15 protein-coding genes are annotated in these 14,776 nt (G+C 60.9%); 2 read left to right on the forward strand and 13 right to left on the reverse strand.

Annotated features, from left to right (window positions below; translation table 11 throughout):
* Positions 1 to 119 precede the first annotated feature (119 nt).
* Both SBC1_RS15915 and SBC1_RS15920 read left to right on the forward strand, forming a co-directional pair.
* On the forward strand, positions 120 to 845 hold the full coding sequence (locus SBC1_RS15915; RefSeq protein ID WP_165092691.1) for an OmpW family protein: 726 nt from the start codon (positions 120 to 122) through the stop codon (positions 843 to 845).
* 336 nt (positions 846 to 1,181) lie between these two features.
* Positions 1,182 to 1,559 (forward strand): YqjD family protein, encoded by a 378-nt coding sequence (locus tag SBC1_RS15920; protein WP_165092692.1) that lies wholly within the window; start codon positions 1,182 to 1,184, stop codon positions 1,557 to 1,559.
* 92 nt (positions 1,560 to 1,651) lie between these two features.
* Here the strand turns inward: SBC1_RS15920 and ugpQ are convergent, their stop codons facing one another.
* The 13 genes from ugpQ to pilM all read right to left on the reverse strand — a co-directional run bounded on the left by ugpQ (position 1,652) and on the right by pilM (position 14,486).
* Positions 1,652 to 2,395 carry a glycerophosphodiester phosphodiesterase gene (gene ugpQ / locus SBC1_RS15925; RefSeq protein ID WP_371826739.1) on the reverse strand — a complete coding sequence of 248 codons (744 nt, stop codon included), beginning with the start codon at positions 2,393 to 2,395 and terminating at the stop codon, positions 1,652 to 1,654.
* 12 nt (positions 2,396 to 2,407) lie between these two features.
* A complete protein-coding gene (locus SBC1_RS15930; protein ID WP_165988490.1) occupies positions 2,408 to 3,490 on the reverse strand; it encodes a sn-glycerol-3-phosphate import ATP-binding protein UgpC in 1,083 nt (360 codons plus the stop codon).
* A gap of 10 nt (positions 3,491 to 3,500) precedes the next feature.
* Positions 3,501 to 3,809 (reverse strand): antibiotic biosynthesis monooxygenase, encoded by a 309-nt coding sequence (locus tag SBC1_RS15935; protein WP_165988492.1) that lies wholly within the window; start codon positions 3,807 to 3,809, stop codon positions 3,501 to 3,503.
* 14 nt (positions 3,810 to 3,823) lie between these two features.
* Entirely contained in the window at positions 3,824 to 4,669 is an 846-nt protein-coding gene (gene ugpE / locus SBC1_RS15940; protein ID WP_165092695.1) for a sn-glycerol-3-phosphate ABC transporter permease UgpE, read from the reverse strand.
* On the reverse strand, positions 4,666 to 5,550 hold the full coding sequence (gene ugpA, locus SBC1_RS15945; RefSeq protein ID WP_165092696.1) for a sn-glycerol-3-phosphate ABC transporter permease UgpA: 885 nt from the start codon (positions 5,548 to 5,550) through the stop codon (positions 4,666 to 4,668). Before ugpA ends, ugpE begins: the two co-directional genes overlap by 4 nt.
* Positions 5,551 to 5,557: 7 nt before the next feature.
* Positions 5,558 to 6,880: a sn-glycerol-3-phosphate ABC transporter substrate-binding protein UgpB gene (gene ugpB, locus SBC1_RS15950; protein WP_165092697.1), complete on the reverse strand. Its 1,323-nt coding sequence runs from the start codon at positions 6,878 to 6,880 to the stop codon at positions 5,558 to 5,560.
* Between the two features lie 76 nt (positions 6,881 to 6,956).
* The gene (locus SBC1_RS15955) at positions 6,957 to 8,183 is read right to left on the reverse strand and encodes a deoxyguanosinetriphosphate triphosphohydrolase (RefSeq protein WP_165093431.1); all 1,227 of its coding nucleotides are present in this window, start codon (positions 8,181 to 8,183) and stop codon (positions 6,957 to 6,959) included.
* A gap of 392 nt (positions 8,184 to 8,575) precedes the next feature.
* Positions 8,576 to 9,652, reverse strand: coding sequence for a 3-dehydroquinate synthase (aroB, locus tag SBC1_RS15960; protein ID WP_165988915.1), 1,077 nt, complete (start codon positions 9,650 to 9,652; stop codon positions 8,576 to 8,578).
* Positions 9,653 to 9,660: 8 nt separating this feature from the next.
* Positions 9,661 to 10,167: a shikimate kinase gene (locus SBC1_RS15965; RefSeq protein WP_370469634.1), complete on the reverse strand. Its 507-nt coding sequence runs from the start codon at positions 10,165 to 10,167 to the stop codon at positions 9,661 to 9,663.
* A 152-nt stretch (positions 10,168 to 10,319) separates the two neighbouring features.
* On the reverse strand, positions 10,320 to 11,954 hold the full coding sequence (locus SBC1_RS15970) for a type IV pilus secretin PilQ (RefSeq protein ID WP_165988494.1): 1,635 nt from the start codon (positions 11,952 to 11,954) through the stop codon (positions 10,320 to 10,322).
* Entirely contained in the window at positions 11,951 to 12,787 is an 837-nt protein-coding gene (pilO, locus tag SBC1_RS15975) for a type 4a pilus biogenesis protein PilO (protein WP_165988496.1), read from the reverse strand. Before pilO ends, SBC1_RS15970 begins: the two co-directional genes overlap by 4 nt.
* Positions 12,784 to 13,485, reverse strand: coding sequence for a fimbrial assembly family protein (locus tag SBC1_RS15980; RefSeq protein WP_165988498.1), 702 nt, complete (start codon positions 13,483 to 13,485; stop codon positions 12,784 to 12,786). Before SBC1_RS15980 ends, pilO begins: the two co-directional genes overlap by 4 nt.
* Complete coding sequence (gene pilM / locus SBC1_RS15985) at positions 13,482 to 14,486, reverse strand: type IV pilus biogenesis protein PilM (RefSeq protein WP_165092702.1); 1,005 nt, start codon at positions 14,484 to 14,486, stop codon at positions 13,482 to 13,484. The genes SBC1_RS15980 and pilM overlap by 4 nt, the downstream gene beginning before the upstream one ends.
* Positions 14,487 to 14,776 lie beyond the last annotated feature (290 nt).

Consider the following 14,776-nt stretch of genomic DNA (forward strand, 5'->3'; position numbering starts at 1 on the left):
GGCATCGCGCTAACGCAATTGGAGCCAGCATTCTTCTTAGGGAAAACGCTCTGAGGCGAAGCATGGTTTGTTTCAAATGTTCTGTTCATAATTAGCGTGCTTTTTCGGAGGAGCACTCAATGAAAATAAAACGGGTTGTTACGGGGGTCGCCGCATTTGCGTGCGTGTCTGGCGCAGCACATGCACAGTCGGCGAACACTTTTTACCTCACCACCGGCTGGTTCCACTTTGCACCTATCTCCAGTAGCGGCCCGCTGAAGGAAACGAGCGTAGGCGGATCGCCAGTCGGCATTGAAGTACCTAACACTGGCGCGAGCCTCTCTAGCGCCGACACTGCAGGCTTCACCGCTGGCTACTTTGTCACCGACCATATTGCTGGCGAATTCGTTCTCGGCATTCCGCCCACGTTCAACCTGGAAGGCCAAAAATCCTACTCGCAATATGGCACGCTGGGTTCGGCCAAGCAGTGGAGTCCCACGTTGCTCCTGAAGTACTACTTCATGCAACCGCAGTCGAAGATTCGCCCGTACGTGGGCATTGGCGTAACGCGCGTGTGGTTCACCGACGCAAAGATCACGAATAGCTCCTTCGAAACCAACGTACTGCATGGTCCGACCGACGTATCGACGGATAGTTCGTGGGCGCCCGTGTTTAATGCAGGCCTTACATACGCCTTCAACGACCACTGGTTCGCAGGTTTCTCCATCTCCTTCGTGCCCCTCCACGCCACGGCAAAGTTGACGACGCAGGCGCAGACGCCAGTTGGCCAGCTCACCGTCAACACCGAAGCAAAATTGAAGCTGAATCCGATCGTGACGTACCTGAACGTCGGGTATCGGTTTTAAAAGCGGTTCTAAATGCGGCTCTAAAAGGCTGCACCCAACCTGTTTTTCACGCTGTTCCGTCAAAGCAAGCCAAGAACAACGCCATTGCGAGGAATTCTCGCGATGGCGTTTGTCTTTCAGCGCTTGTAAATATGACTTGCATCGAGCACTTTTCCGGGCCAATCCGGGCAGTTTCTACTTTTTCTGATTTTCTGCTTTTCGCTGGAAGCCTTGCGTGACATAGCGCGAGCGTGCAATGTTGAACGCCGCCGCTTAATCGGCATCCAAATTGCTCACCTTGTGTTTTTCCGCAACTTTGCGGCCCATTCACGATTCATCCATCCTTGGAGCGATCCTATGAACGCATTCCCCAATACGCGAGATGCCATCGGAGATTCATGGAACTCCACCAGCCGCCGCGCACGCCGTATTTCGCGTCACAGCCGCGACGCGGCGCAGGACATTGGCGGCGAGTTGCGCACGCTGATTTCGGAGATTGAAGAAACGTTGTCGGAAGGGACGTCAGCGGACGTCGCCGCGCTGCGGTCGCAGTTGAGCAAGAGCGTGGATTCAGCACGCGCGCGTTTGAATAATACGCACGACGCGGTACGCGCTCGCGCGAATTCGGCCTTGGCCGATGCGGACACCTATATTCACGATAAACCGTGGCAAACCATTGCCCTGGTGGGCGGTCTGGCGTTGGTCGCAGGCGTGTTGCTGGCCCGCGCGCGATAAGCCTTTTGCTTGGGTTTTGCTGGTATCGATGAGAAAAACGCGCGCGGGAATCACTTCCGGCGCGCGTTTTTTACATGCTCGCTCGTTTCAGCTCAGTCCAGAAAATTCGCGCCGATCATGTCGATACGGTCCGTGCAGATCGCGTCCACGCCCCATTTCGCGAGCTCGCGCGCTCGCTCTGGGTCGTTCACGGTGTAGGCCAGGATCCGCAAGCCGGAATCCTTTATCTGCGCGACCAGACGCTCGTCCAGCGTCTTGTGGTCCGCATGCAGCGATACACACGCCAACGCGGCAGTTTGGGCGCGCCAGTCGCTGGGTATGGCTTCGTAGAGCATGCCGCGCGGCAAATCAGGCGCAGCGCCGGCGGCGGCTTCAAGCGCAGCGTAGGAAAACGACGACAACAGCGGCACCGGTTCTGCGCCCGTCCACAGCCGCGCAGCTTCTTGCGCCACCAGAACGCCCGTTTCGACATCGCGCCCTTCGCACGGCTTGATTTCGATATTCGCCGCCAATCCGTGCGCAAAACACCGTTCCGCCACTTGAGCGAGCGTCGGCATGCGCGCACCCGCGAAACTCGGATCGAACCAGCTTCCGGCATCGAGTTGCTCAAGCTCTTCGTAGCGAAGGTCTTTCGCCGGGCCACGCCCGTTCGACGTGCGGTCGACCAGATCGTCATGTAGCAAAAACACAACGTTGTCCGCCGATAACTTCGCATCGAACTCGATCATTTTCAGACCGAGCCGCGCGCCGGTATCAATGCCGTCGAGCGTGTTTTCCGGCGCGACTTTCCCGCCGCCACGATGCGCCACGATGCGCGGATAAGGCCAGTTCTTCATTTCTTTTATCCCTTAATTGACGCGCAAACCGGTCGCCGGATCGAAGATGTGAAGACGGTGAGCCGGCAGCGCCACTTCCAGCGCCTCGCCGCGCGCCGGACGATGTTCGTGCGGCAAACGCACCGCGACGTCGTGTTTGCCCCAACGGCCGTGTGCCAGATTATCGGCGCCGAGTAGTTCACAGGAATCGACCGTCAACGTGACATGCGCGCTCTGCTGCTCCGGCAGCATGTGTTCCGGCCGAATGCCCAGCACCCACTCGCGGCCCTTCAGATCCTGCTGCAGCGACTGCATGCCCACGAGCGGCAGGCGCGGCCCGTTACCCGCGACATCGAAGCTCAAACCGTCGTCCGAGACACGGCCTTCCAGCAGATTCATCGCTGGTGAGCCGATAAAACTCGCGACGAACACCGTCGCCGGACGTTCGTAGACTTCGGTCGGCGGCCCGATCTGCTCGGCACGGCCGCGATTCATCACGATCACGCGCTGCGCGAGCGTCATCGCCTCAATCTGGTCATGCGTGACGTACAGGCTCGTGGTCGCGAGACGCGCGTGCAGCCGCTGGATTTCCAGGCGCATTTGCACGCGCAACTTGGCGTCGAGGTTGGACAGCGGTTCGTCGAACAGAAACACGGCCGGTTCGCGCACGATCGCGCGTCCCATTGCCACGCGTTGCCGCTGGCCGCCGGACAACTCGCGCGGCTTGCGGGCGAGCAACGGTTCGAGTTCCAGGATCTTCGCGGCATTCTGCACGCGCCGGTCGATTTCCGATTTGCTGACGCCACCGATCTTCAGCGCGTACGCCATGTTCTGCGCGACGCTCATGTGCGGATACAGCGCGTAGTTTTGGAACACCATCGCGATGTCCCGGTCCTTCGGCTCCAGCGTGTTCACCACTTTCTCGCCGATGGAAATCGTCCCTTCGGACACGCTTTCCAGCCCCGCGACCATCCGCAGCAGAGTCGATTTCCCGCAGCCGGACGGCCCGACCATCACGACGAATTCTCCGTCCGTTACTTCCACGTCGATGCCGTGCAGAACGAACTGCTTGCTGTCGTAGGTTTTCTTGACGCCTTGAAGGCTCAGTGCAGCCATCGACCCGCCTTCATTTAAGGGCGCCCGCGACCGTCGCAAAATGCGCGACCGCGACACCCGGTTCATAGAATTTATGCAGCAACTCGCGCCACGTTTGATAGCCGGCGGAATTGCGGAAACCTTCCTGATGCGCCGCGACCGTTTCCCAACGCACGAGCAGCACGTACTGCGAACCGTTGTCCGCGTCAGCGCCACGTACCAGTTCGTGCGAGAGAAAACCCGGTTGCGTCGAGATGATCTTTTCGGCTTCAGCGAACGCCGCTTCGAACGCGGCCTCTTCGCCCGCCTTCACCGGCAATTGAGCAACTTCAAGGATCATTGAATGAGCCTCCGTTATTTTTCGGAATCGACGAGACCACGCACGAACCAGCGCTGCATCGTCAGTACCACCGCGAGCGGCGGCAACATTGCCAGCAGCGTCGCGGTCATGACGAGATGCCATTCGGTGGCGGTGTCGCCGGAAGCGATCATGCTCTTGATGCCAACCACCGCGGTTTGCAGAGACTGGTCGCTGGTGATCAGGATCGGCCACAAATACTGGTTCCAGCCGTAGATGAACGTGATCACGAACAGCGCCGCAATGTTCGTCTTCGACAGTGGCAGCACGACGTCCCACAAGAACCGCAATGCCCCGGCGCCGTCGATGCGCGCCGCCTCCATCAGTTCATCGGGCAGCGTCATGAAGAACTGGCGGAACAGGAACGTCGCCGTCGCCGATGCAATCAGCGGCAGCGTCAGCCCGGCGTACGTGTTGCTGAGATGCATCGATGAAACGACCTGGACCGTCGGGAAAATACGCACTTCCACCGGCAGCATCAGCGTGATGAAGATTAGCCAGAAGGCCAGGTTTTTAAACGGGAAGCGGAAGAACACAATGGCGTAGGCCGACAACATGGAGATAGTGATCTTGCCGATCGAAATCACGAGCGCCATGACCAGGCTGTTCAGCAACATGTGGCCGAACGGCGCCGCCGCGTTGCCGCTGCCGTGCGTCCAGATGTTCGCTATGTTCTCGAACAAGTGCGTGCTCGGAATCAGTGAAAGCGGCACGCTGAATACTTGCGCCTCGTTCATGGTGGCGGCGCAGAAAGCGATATACACAGGGAACACGACCAGCACCACGCCCACGATCAGCACCGCGTGGCAAAACAGGTCGAAACCGCGACGGTTCTCGATCATGAGTACTGCACCCGACGTTCAATAAAGCGGAACTGCACAACGGTCAGCGCCACCACGATCACCATCAGCACAACCGACTGCGCGCCGGAACTGCCGATATCGAGGCCTTGGAAACCCTCGGCGAAAATCTTGTAGATGAGCGTTTTTGTGGACTGCGCAGGACCGCCGCCGGTGGCTGCATCGATGACCGGGAAGGTATCGAAGAAGGCGTAGACCACGTTCACGGTCAGCAGGAAAAAACTGGTCGGCGAGAGCAACGGCAGCGCGATTCCGAAGAACCTCCGCACGGGTCCGGCGCCGTCAATGGCCGCCGCCTCGATCAGCGAACGCGGGATGGCCTGCAGGCCGGCGTAGAAAAACAGGAAGTTATAACTGACCTGCTTCCACACCGAGGCCAGCACGACCAAAAACATGGCTTGGGAGCCATTCAGCGCGTGGTTCCAGACAATGCCGTATTTCGCGAGCGCATAAGTCACCAAACCAATGCTCGGATTAAACAGGAACGACCAAAGCACAGCGGCAATAGCCGGCGCAACCGCGTACGGCCAGATCAAAAGTGTCTGATAAAGCTTCCTGCCTCTTGTCACCCGATCGGCGCACGCGGCCAGCAGCAGCGAGATCACCAGGCCCGACACAGTGACGAGCGTGCAGAAGATGATGGTCGTGTTGAACGACGCGAGGTAAAGCGGATCGGTAAAGATCTGCTTGAAATTCGCCAGTCCGACAAACTCGCTCGATGTGCCGAACGCGTCCTGGGTCTGCGTGGCCTGCCACAGCGCCTCGCCGGCCGGCCACAGAAAAAAGAGCGCGGTGATGGCGAGTTGCGGCGCGACCAGCAAATAAGGCAGCAGGCTCGTATTGAACCGCGATCGTTTTTCCATGGCGAGTTTAGCTTCCGGCCTTTTCGAAGCGGCGCAGCAGGTCATCGCCGCGCGACACCGCCGAATCAAGTGCGTCCTTCGGCGTTTTCTTCTGCGCCCAGACCTGCTCGAGTTCTTCGTCGATGATCGTACGGATCTGCGGCATGTTGCCCAGACGCAAGCCCTTGGTGAACGGCAGAGGCGGCTTGTTCAGCATCTGTTTGATGCCGGTGTCGGCGCCGGGATTCTTTTCATAGAAGCCCTGCTTTTGCGTCAGCTCGTACGCGGCTTTCGTGACCGGCAGATAACCCGTGTCCTGATGCCATTTAGCTGCAACAGCCGGCGAGCTCAGGTAAGCCAGGAACTTGGCGACACCCTTGTACGTTGCCGGATCTTTCCCGGACAGAACCCAAAGACTCGCGCCGCCAATGATCGCGTTTTGCGGTGCGCCCTTTACGCTCGCGTCGTACGGCATCATGCCCGTGCCGAAGTTGAACTTCGCATACTTCTTGATGTTGGCAAGCGAGCCCGACGAGTTGGTCAGGATGCCGCAATCGCCGCTATAGAACTTCGATACCGCCTCGTCCTTGCGGCCGACGTACGTGAACGTGCCTTCCTTCGCCATGTTCTGCAGGAACTGGATGTGCGCGATCTGCAGCGGCTTGTTGAATTCGAGCACAGCGTTGGTGCCATCGAAGCCATTATTCTCCGATGCAAACGGCAAGCCGTGCCACGCACTGTAGTTCTCCAACTGAATCCAGCTCTGCCAGCCCGACGAATAACCGCACATGCCGATCGCCTTCAGCTTCTTCGCATCGGCTTCGAGTTCGCTCCAGGTTTTCGGCGGCTGGGTCGGATCGATGCCGGCTTTCTTGAACGCGTCCTTGTTGTAATAGAGGACAGGTGTCGAGCTGTTGAATGGCATCGAAATCAGGTGACCGGTTTTCGAGTCGCTGTAGTAACTGGCAATGGTCGGTACGAATGCCTTTTCGTCGAGCGGGACGCCGGCTTGCTTGAAGACGTCGGAGACCGGAATGACGGCCTTCTTGGCCTGGATCATCGTGGCCGTGCCCACTTCGTACACCTGCAGGATCGCCGGCGCGTTGCCGCTGCGATACGCGGCAATGCCCGCAGCCATCGTCTGGTCGTAGCTGCCCTTGAAGACCGGCACGATCTTGTAATCGCTTTGCGACGCGTTGAAGTCGTTTGCGATGTCGTTCACGCGCTCGCCGAGCGCGGATTCCATCGCATGCCAGAACTGGATTTCGGTGGCGGCCTGCGCCTGACTGGCGCCAAACGCGAATACGGCGGCAATGGAAACGGCGCCGGCCAGCAGCTTGCGACTACTCATGAGTAACCTCTCCTTGAACCCCGGTGGAGTTTTTTTTGGTGGGACAAACGCGGAACGCGCCTGGAAACGCGGGATTCTAATTGTCGTCTATGACGAATAGACGTCCGTATTCTTTTAATGCGTATCGATCCGTCATGCCCGCGATGTAATGCGCGATCAGGCGCGCTTGCGTGCTGCCCGAAGCAGTCTCGCTACCGCGGGGGTCGTTGGCCGACTCCTCCGCGATCGGTCCGCGCGCCTGGTAAGCCGGCGGCAGCAGACGCGGGTCGTCGTTGAACGCCTTGAACAGCCCGCTCACCACGAGGCCCGCTTTGTTAGCCATCCGCATGACCTGGTAGTGGCGATACAGGTTCTTGTAAAGGAAGCGCTTGAGTTCAGTCGCCTGGGCGGCAACTGTCTCACTGTGCGTGACCAGCGCCGGAGCGTCGCGCACGTCATCGACGGACTGCGGATTGAGCCGCGCCAGGTTCTCGCTCGTCGACTCGATCAGATCCACGATCAACGTATTGATGATCCGGCGGATGGTCTCGTGAATCAGTCTTCGCCCTTCAATATTCGGATACTCGCCGCGCGCTGCTTCGTAGTGCGTTTGCCATAACGCGACGTCTGCGAGTTGGTCGAGGGTGATAAGGCCGGAGCGCAGGCCGTCGTCGACATCATGATTGTTGTACGCGATTTCGTCGGCTACGTTCGCGATCTGGGCTTCTATCGACGGTTGCTTGCGATTCAGAAAGCGCTCGCCCAACGCCCCGAGCTGCAGCGCGTTTTCACGCGAGCAGTGTTTGAGAATGCCTTCGCGGGTTTCAAAGCAAAGATTCAGGCCGTCGAACGCGCCGTAGTGTTCTTCGAGTTCATCGACGACCACAAGGCTTTGCAGGTTGTGCTCGAAACCGCCGTGATCGCGCATGCATTCATTCAGTGCATCCTGTCCGGCATGACCAAACGGCGTATGACCAAGATCGTGCGCCAGCGAAATTGCTTCGACCAGGTCCTCGTTCACGCGCAGGTTACGCGCCACGGAACGGGCAATCTGCGCAACTTCCAGGCTGTGCGTCAGGCGCGTGCGAAACAGGTCGCCCTCGTGATTCACGAAAACCTGCGTCTTGTATTCGAGACGGCGGAACGCCGTGGAGTGAACAATGCGATCACGGTCGCGCTGGAACTCGGTGCGCGCAACGGGTGGTTTTTCTTCGAAGCGACGGCCACGCGACTCGGCCGAATGCGCGGCATACGGCGCAAGATGCGCCTCAAGCGCAAAGGACGTCGGCGTGATGCTGGAAAACTGGAATGTCTTGTCGCTCACCGGCTGCTCCGAATCGTCGTTGCGTGGTTGTTTCGTTGTTTCTGCTTGGGTATTGGCCTGGTCTGGCTTGGTCGTATTTTTCGCGGCAACGGCTTTGCCTCGACGTAGCGCCAGCTTGAGCCAGCGCGACGCCAAATTCTTTCTGGCTCTCGCTGCTTGGCGCTTGCTCGGAATCACGGTTGCCTTTTTCATGGCGACGGCCCGCGCCTCAAAACAGCGTCGACGAAGCCGGCGCGAGTAGCTTCAACATCTGGAATGTCTTGCGGCTCACCTGTTGCCGTGAGCGACGGTGTTCTTCGCCGCCGTGGCTACGGACGACATGCAGCGCATTGGTGAACGCGGACGTCTCGCGACTGACCTTCGTCGCAACAACTACTGCGGAACGCAGCCGCTCAGACGCTGGCCGCGAGCGTTGCGCGCACTGCCTCGTCTGGTGCACCCGTGATTTTTGTACTACCGAAACGCTCGAGCAGGATGAATTTGATCTCACCTGCTTCAGCTTTCTTGTCGACCTTCATCAAGTCGATATACCGATCCGCGCCGAGCGCCGGCGCCTTGACCGGCAGCTTCGCCGCGGCAATCAACCGCGTGAGGCGCTCACGTGAGGTTTCATCGAGCTGGCCGAGGCGCACCGACAGATCCGCTGCCATCACCATGCCGCAACCGACTGCCTCGCCATGCAGCCATTCACCGTAGCCAAGGCCAGCCTCAATTGCGTGACCGAATGTGTGGCCGAAATTGAGAATGGCGCGCAAGCCGCCTTCGCGTTCGTCGGCCGCGACTACCGACGCTTTCACTTCGCACGAGCTCTTCACCGCATGCGCGAGCGCGTTTGGATCACACGCGTTCAAAGCCGCGATGTTCGCCTCGATCCACTCGAAGAACTCGCTATCCGCAATGGCGCCCGTCTTGATCACTTCCGCGATACCCGCGGCAAGTTCGCGCGGCGGCAGCGTCTGCAACGCCCCAATATCAGCGATGACCGCTTGCGGCTGATAAAACGCGCCGATCATATTCTTGCCGAGCGGATGATTGATGCCAGTCTTTCCGCCCACCGACGAATCGACCTGCGCGAGCAGCGTGGTCGGCACTTGGATAAAGGGCACGCCGCGCATGTAGCTGGCGGCGGCAAAACCCGTCATGTCGCCGATCACCCCGCCGCCCAGCGCAATCAGCGTGGTCTTGCGGTCGGCGCGCTCGGTCAGCAGCGCGCTGAAAATCTGGTTGAGCGTCTCAAGATTCTTGTGCGCCTCGCCGTCGGGCAAAACGATGGTCGTGACTTTCTTGCCGAGCGGCGCGAGGGCAGCGCGAAGCGCATCGCCGTAGAGCGGATCGACCGTTGTGTTGGTGACAATGGCGACCGACGAGCCCGCAATATGCGGCGCGTACAGCTCGGCCCGGCCAATCAGCCCGGCGCCAATATGGATGGGATAGGCGCGATCGCCCAGTTCGACGTTGACGGTAATCATGGCGGACATTATGACGTAGCCGGCTTGGCGATGCCGGCCATCTCCAGTTGCATCAACACCATGTTGACGAGGTTATTCACGGTCGGTCGGCCGGTTTCCACGATGAAATGCGCGCACTCCTGATAAAGAGGATCACGCGCCTTGTAGAGCGCCTCCAGCTTGCCGCGCGGGTCGTCGGTCTGCAGCAGCGGCCGGTTCTTATCGCGCCGCGTGCGCTGCCACAATTCGTGCGGCGTGGCGCGAAGGTAGATCACCAGCCCGCGACTCTTCAGATGTTCCCGGTTCTCGGCCCGCAGAATCGCGCCGCCACCGGTTGCCAGCACAATATTTTCGCGCCGCGACAACTCGTCGATCACATCCGCTTCGCGCTGCCGGAAGCCTTCCTCGCCTTCGACCTCCCAGATTACCGGGATGCGGGCACCCGTACGCGCCTCGATTTCGTGGTCGGAATCGATGAAAGAACGCTGTAACCGGCGCGCGACCGCCCGCCCCACGGTGGTCTTTCCAGCCCCCATGAGTCCGACAAAAAATACGTTCGCGTTCGCTTGCCCGGCTTCCAACTCGCTTCCTTGTGCATTGATTCCGGTCCCGATTCTGGTCCCGTTCGTGCGGGAGCTTAAGGGCAAAAGGGCCGCTTTGTCGAGTCGGAAAGGCTTGCCGACGGCCCTCACAGACGCGCCGGAACGATATGTGGGGTAATGAAAATGACCAGTTCGCTGCGTGAATTGCGGCGCGCGGTATGACGAAAAAGCCAGCCTAATACCGGGATTTTACCGAGCAGCGGGACCCTCGTGACATCTTCGCGCTCGTCGGCGGAATATATCCCGCCAATTGCCACCGTGCCGCCGTCCTCCACCTCCACGCGCGTCTGAACGTGCTTGGTGTTGATCGCCGGGCCGGCTGCCGTCTGCTCGCCGACGCTGTCCTTCGATACATCGAGATCAAGGATCACGTGGCCATGCGGCGTAATTTGGGGTTCGACCTCCAGTTTCAGCGCGGCCCGGCGAAACTGCACGCCCGATACGCCATTGCCCACTTTCGCCTGATATGGCAATTCCGTGCCCTGCTCGACCACCGCCTTCACGCGATCCGCCGTGATCACGCGGGGACTCGACACAATCTCGCCGCGGCCTTCGTTTTCGAGCGCGCTCAACTCGACGTTCAGCAGGCGCGTAGCCTGCGCGGCGAATAGCGTCAGGCCGGCGGTCGCGGCGTCGAACCCGCCAATCGGCCGCGCCGATAAATCGAACACAGCTCCGTCCGCGCCCGCTACAAGACCCCGCGCGGTGGAGTCGCCGGTGGGCGTCATCGACAGTTTCACGCCGAGATTGCGCGAGAAACCCGTGTCGCCCTCCACAATGCGCGCCTCGATCATCACTTGCGGCGTGGGCTGGTCGATCCGAGCGATCAGCTCGGCTATCTGCGTGACGCGGGCGTCCAGGTCGGTGACGAACAGCAGGTTGGTGCGGGCATCCGCCATGACAGAACCGCGCTTCGACAACACCCGCTGGCTGCCCGAACCCGTCAGGAGCTTGCGAACGTCATCGGCGCGCGGATAGCGCAGAACAAACGTGCGGCTGGCGAGCGGCTCGAGATCGGCTGCACGGGCGTGCGCTTCATAGCGAAGGCGCTCTCGCGCCGCCAGTTCACTAAGCGGGGCAACCCAGATGACTTCGCCGTGGCGCTCCATTGCCAGGCCGTGCACGTCTAGCAGCGTGTCGAACGCGCGCCGCCACGGCACGTCGACGAGATTCAGCGAGACCAGCCCGCGGATCTTGTCACTCGCGACAATGTTGACGCCTGAGAACTTCGCGAAGGTTTGCAGCACGGCGCTCAAGTCGGCATTTTTCAGGTTCAGCGAGATCGGCTTGCCGTCATCGAGCGACGTGGCTGCAGAGTCTGCCGGACCACGGCTCATACGCTCGACAGGCGGCAACGGGGTCGGCGGCCCTTCTAGCGCAGGCGTGGCATCAAGTGTGTCCACTGGAGCGGGGGTGGCGGACGTTGTGGTTGGCGTCAGCCACGCTGCGTCCTCATCGGACCCTTTCGCAATAACGGCAGCAGGAACTTCAACCGCGAACTGGTCCGTTGGCAGCGTCTCGGGAAACGGTTCGGGCAGGGGTGGCAAAGGGGGAATTGCGGCGTGCGCGTTGACAGTCCCCAGTAGCAACGCGGTCGCGATGCCACACGCGCAAATTCGCCGCGGCGACGAGAACAGGCCGACGACCGCCGCCCCACGAACAACCGGAAGCACCACGCTCACCGAACGGCTTAACGACCGCAAAAACCGCAGCGTCTTCATGGCCGATCATCCGCGAAACCGATCGTCCGCGCGCCTCCGCCCGGGCGACTGAGCTCGATCGAACGCGAACGCACATTGCCAAGCCGTTCGTCGCCAATCATCTGGCCCGGCAGAAATCCATCGACTCCCGCGGCCGTTTCTACCAATGCCATCGCACGACGCCGCGCACGCAAAGTGCCGACAAGAAGCATCGCGCCTCCATCACCCACGCCCGCGCCGTTCTTCACACCAAATGGATCGATAGCAAACGCGTCCCGGCGCGACGGCTCCGGCCGCGCGATCGCCGGCAGGTCCTCGAATACTCTGAGCGTAGCTTCCAGGGAAAGCGCATTCGCCACTCGTTTCATTTGCACGTCTGCCGGAACGACGAGTCTAGGCAGCCCTTCCAGCGCGTCGAGAAACCGCCGGATCTCACCGAACGAACCTTCGGCGCGAAATTTCAGCGGCCGCTCGATCTCGAGCCCGTTACCTTTTTGCGCCGCCGGTTCAATCATGCCAATCCGCAAGCCGCTCTGAGCGGCGAGCGCAGTCAGCTCGTGAAGTGCGTCGGCGACGGTCCAACGGGCGAGCGGTGGACCATCGCCTGAACGCGCGCGCATGCCGGGCAGCTGCGCAGTCATTGCTCGTGCGCGGTCGAGGCGCTGCTGCGCGTCGTGCGACGCCAAACGGCTCGCTTCCGCGCCGCTGAGATCGGAGGACCGCCACAAGGACACGCCGCCGGCAAATACCAGCACGGCAATCACGACGCCACTGAGCGCGATCCGGTAACCGCTCCAGGCATCCAGAGGCTGTAGCAATTGAAATCCGTGGGAAGATTTAGCGAGGCGGTTCATTGCACGCTCCGGCCGGCGGCTTTCGGCTTCGACGACGCTTCTCGCTTAGCGGCCTTTAGCAGCTTGGGCGCTGCGTCCCCGCCGATGCTCTGCGTCCAACGCACGACCGCGATGAAATCGTAAGGGCTCGTCTTGTCCGGCGCATTCACCGCGCCGGGTCGCACGACAGCGACTGCCGTGGGCCTTACAGCAGCCACCCGTTGGCGCATTTCCACGATCTCCACGGCCCGTACGCCCGTCACTTTTTCAAGCGCTTTCAGCCACGCGGCAGCCGTGTGTGAATCTGGCGCACTGGCGGCAAGCTCCACTTCGCTCACGCGCTGCGTCACCCGCTGCAAACCGATATTCCCTTGCGGTGTCCCGCGTGCGAGCGCGTCGAGCAGGCCGAGAAACCGGGCGCGCGGCTCCGCTAGTGGTGCGGCGACGCTCTGTGCCCTCTGCTCCAGCGCTCGCCGCTCGACCAGACGGGCATGCTCTGCGACCGGCGCACTTAATTGCCGCAGCGCCACGTCGAGCGAGTCTCGTTTCTCTTCTATACGCACCCGCTCCAACGCATCCCAGCCCGCCACTGCGCCGACCGCAGCACATCCGGCCAGACCGGCGCCCGCGAGCAGCGCGAGCGCACGGTTGCGGGCTCGACGCCGCGCCCCCGACCGGTACGGCAGCAGATTGAAGGCATGCAAACTGATCGCGCTCATGGCGTCACCTCACGCAGCGCAAGTCCCATTGCCACTGCAAACAGCGGCGAATGCGCGAGACGTTCGTCCACTCGCTGTGCGCCGTTGCAAAACGGTGCGCATTCAAACGGCATGACCGGGCAGCCGAACAACGCGGCCAGCATTGACGTAGAAACGCCTGCGCGATCGAGAAGATCGATATCCCCGCCGATATAAATCCAGTGCACACGCGGATCGTCGCCGAGCAGATCCGTTAGAGCTTCAGCCGCGCTTGAGTACTCCGGCGACGGGTAACGGACCTCGTTCTCCACGCCATCCGCACCGACAAGCCACGCGTGCAGTCCCGCGCTTTCCACCCAGCACGCGATGAACCGTTCCAGCGGATCAATCTCCATAGCTGCCGAATAACGCAAGGCGCGCAGCGCCGCGCCCGGTTCACCATCGATCGCACTCAACACAATGTTCGCGGCCGCCGCCGTTTCCATGCGCGACTCCACGTATTGCCGCCCGGTGGCTGCAATCCATACTTCAGCGCCGCCGTTCTCGAGCGCCTGGATAGACCAGTCGACCGCCAGCGCGCCGCGCTCGATCCCCGCCACGCGTTCGGCTTCTGCCAGCACGGCCGGCTCGAGCAAACCGCGCGGATCACGCCCCGCCGTTGCCGAAATAGACACTTGGCTCGTCTGTGTAAGCCGCGAGAGCGGCACTCGCGTGGTCAGCGTAGCCGACGCCGGCAACGCCATTGCACACCGCAGCGAGCGCAATGCGCCTCGCGCCGGCAGCCGTGAAAACGCTTCGCACAACGCGGCCGAGATAGCCGCCCGGTCGATGAAATCTCCGCCTATTACTACGCCCGGCTCAAGCAGAACCTCCTCTAGCCGCTCAACACAAACCGGCCGGTTCGCCTGCAACCGCTTGCTGACAACAGCGAGCCTCACGGCTCCCTCGGTAATGTCGATACCGGCTGCAAACCGGCGCGTAACGGTCAAGACCGATCCGCGCAATAGTGTTTCCGTACCCATGCTCACCCTCTCGTTCCAGGCCGCGCACCGAACCGTTCGAGCGCTGGCAATGAAACGATTGTGGGCAGCTGCGGTGGTTGCCACCACTCGTCCAAGTGGCTAACGTAAAGGGGAGATGGGCTTAAAAGGCTCTGATGCCGACGGGCACGAAACAAGCATGGACAACGCTTAAAAGAAGCGATGCAAACGTTAGCCGTCTCAGTCCGTCAACGCTTATCGTGATGAAAAAGGTGCCGCCGCACCCTGCGCGCAACACCCCAAGTAAGCCAGACGAAAGCCGCAAAGTTGGG

Origin of the sequence: Caballeronia sp. SBC1, from assembly GCF_011493005.1 — a bacterium.
In the GTDB taxonomy this organism is placed as follows: Bacteria; Pseudomonadota; Gammaproteobacteria; order Burkholderiales; family Burkholderiaceae; genus Caballeronia.

Coding starts and splice junctions, on each gene's coding strand:
- pilM (WP_165092702.1), bottom strand. CDS start 14,486: ATGGGTACGGAAACACTATTGCGCGGATCGGTCTTGACCGTTACGCGC.
- ugpQ (WP_371826739.1), bottom strand. CDS start 2,395: ATGAAGAACTGGCCTTATCCGCGCATCGTGGCGCATCGTGGCGGCGGG.
- SBC1_RS15930 (WP_165988490.1), bottom strand. CDS start 3,490: ATGGCTGCACTGAGCCTTCAAGGCGTCAAGAAAACCTACGACAGCAAG.
- ugpB (WP_165092697.1), bottom strand. CDS start 6,880: ATGAGTAGTCGCAAGCTGCTGGCCGGCGCCGTTTCCATTGCCGCCGTA.
- pilO (WP_165988496.1), bottom strand. CDS start 12,787: ATGAACCGCCTCGCTAAATCTTCCCACGGATTTCAATTGCTACAGCCT.
- SBC1_RS15965 (WP_370469634.1), bottom strand. CDS start 10,167: ATGGGGGCTGGAAAGACCACCGTGGGGCGGGCGGTCGCGCGCCGGTTA.
- aroB (WP_165988915.1), bottom strand. CDS start 9,652: ATGATTACCGTCAACGTCGAACTGGGCGATCGCGCCTATCCCATCCAT.
- SBC1_RS15970 (WP_165988494.1), bottom strand. CDS start 11,954: ATGAAGACGCTGCGGTTTTTGCGGTCGTTAAGCCGTTCGGTGAGCGTG.
- SBC1_RS15980 (WP_165988498.1), bottom strand. CDS start 13,485: ATGAGCGCGATCAGTTTGCATGCCTTCAATCTGCTGCCGTACCGGTCG.
- SBC1_RS15935 (WP_165988492.1), bottom strand. CDS start 3,809: ATGATCCTTGAAGTTGCTCAATTGCCGGTGAAGGCGGGCGAAGAGGCC.
- ugpE (WP_165092695.1), bottom strand. CDS start 4,669: ATGATCGAGAACCGTCGCGGTTTCGACCTGTTTTGCCACGCGGTGCTG.
- ugpA (WP_165092696.1), bottom strand. CDS start 5,550: ATGGAAAAACGATCGCGGTTCAATACGAGCCTGCTGCCTTATTTGCTG.
- SBC1_RS15915 (WP_165092691.1), top strand. CDS start 120: ATGAAAATAAAACGGGTTGTTACGGGGGTCGCCGCATTTGCGTGCGTG.
- SBC1_RS15920 (WP_165092692.1), top strand. CDS start 1,182: ATGAACGCATTCCCCAATACGCGAGATGCCATCGGAGATTCATGGAAC.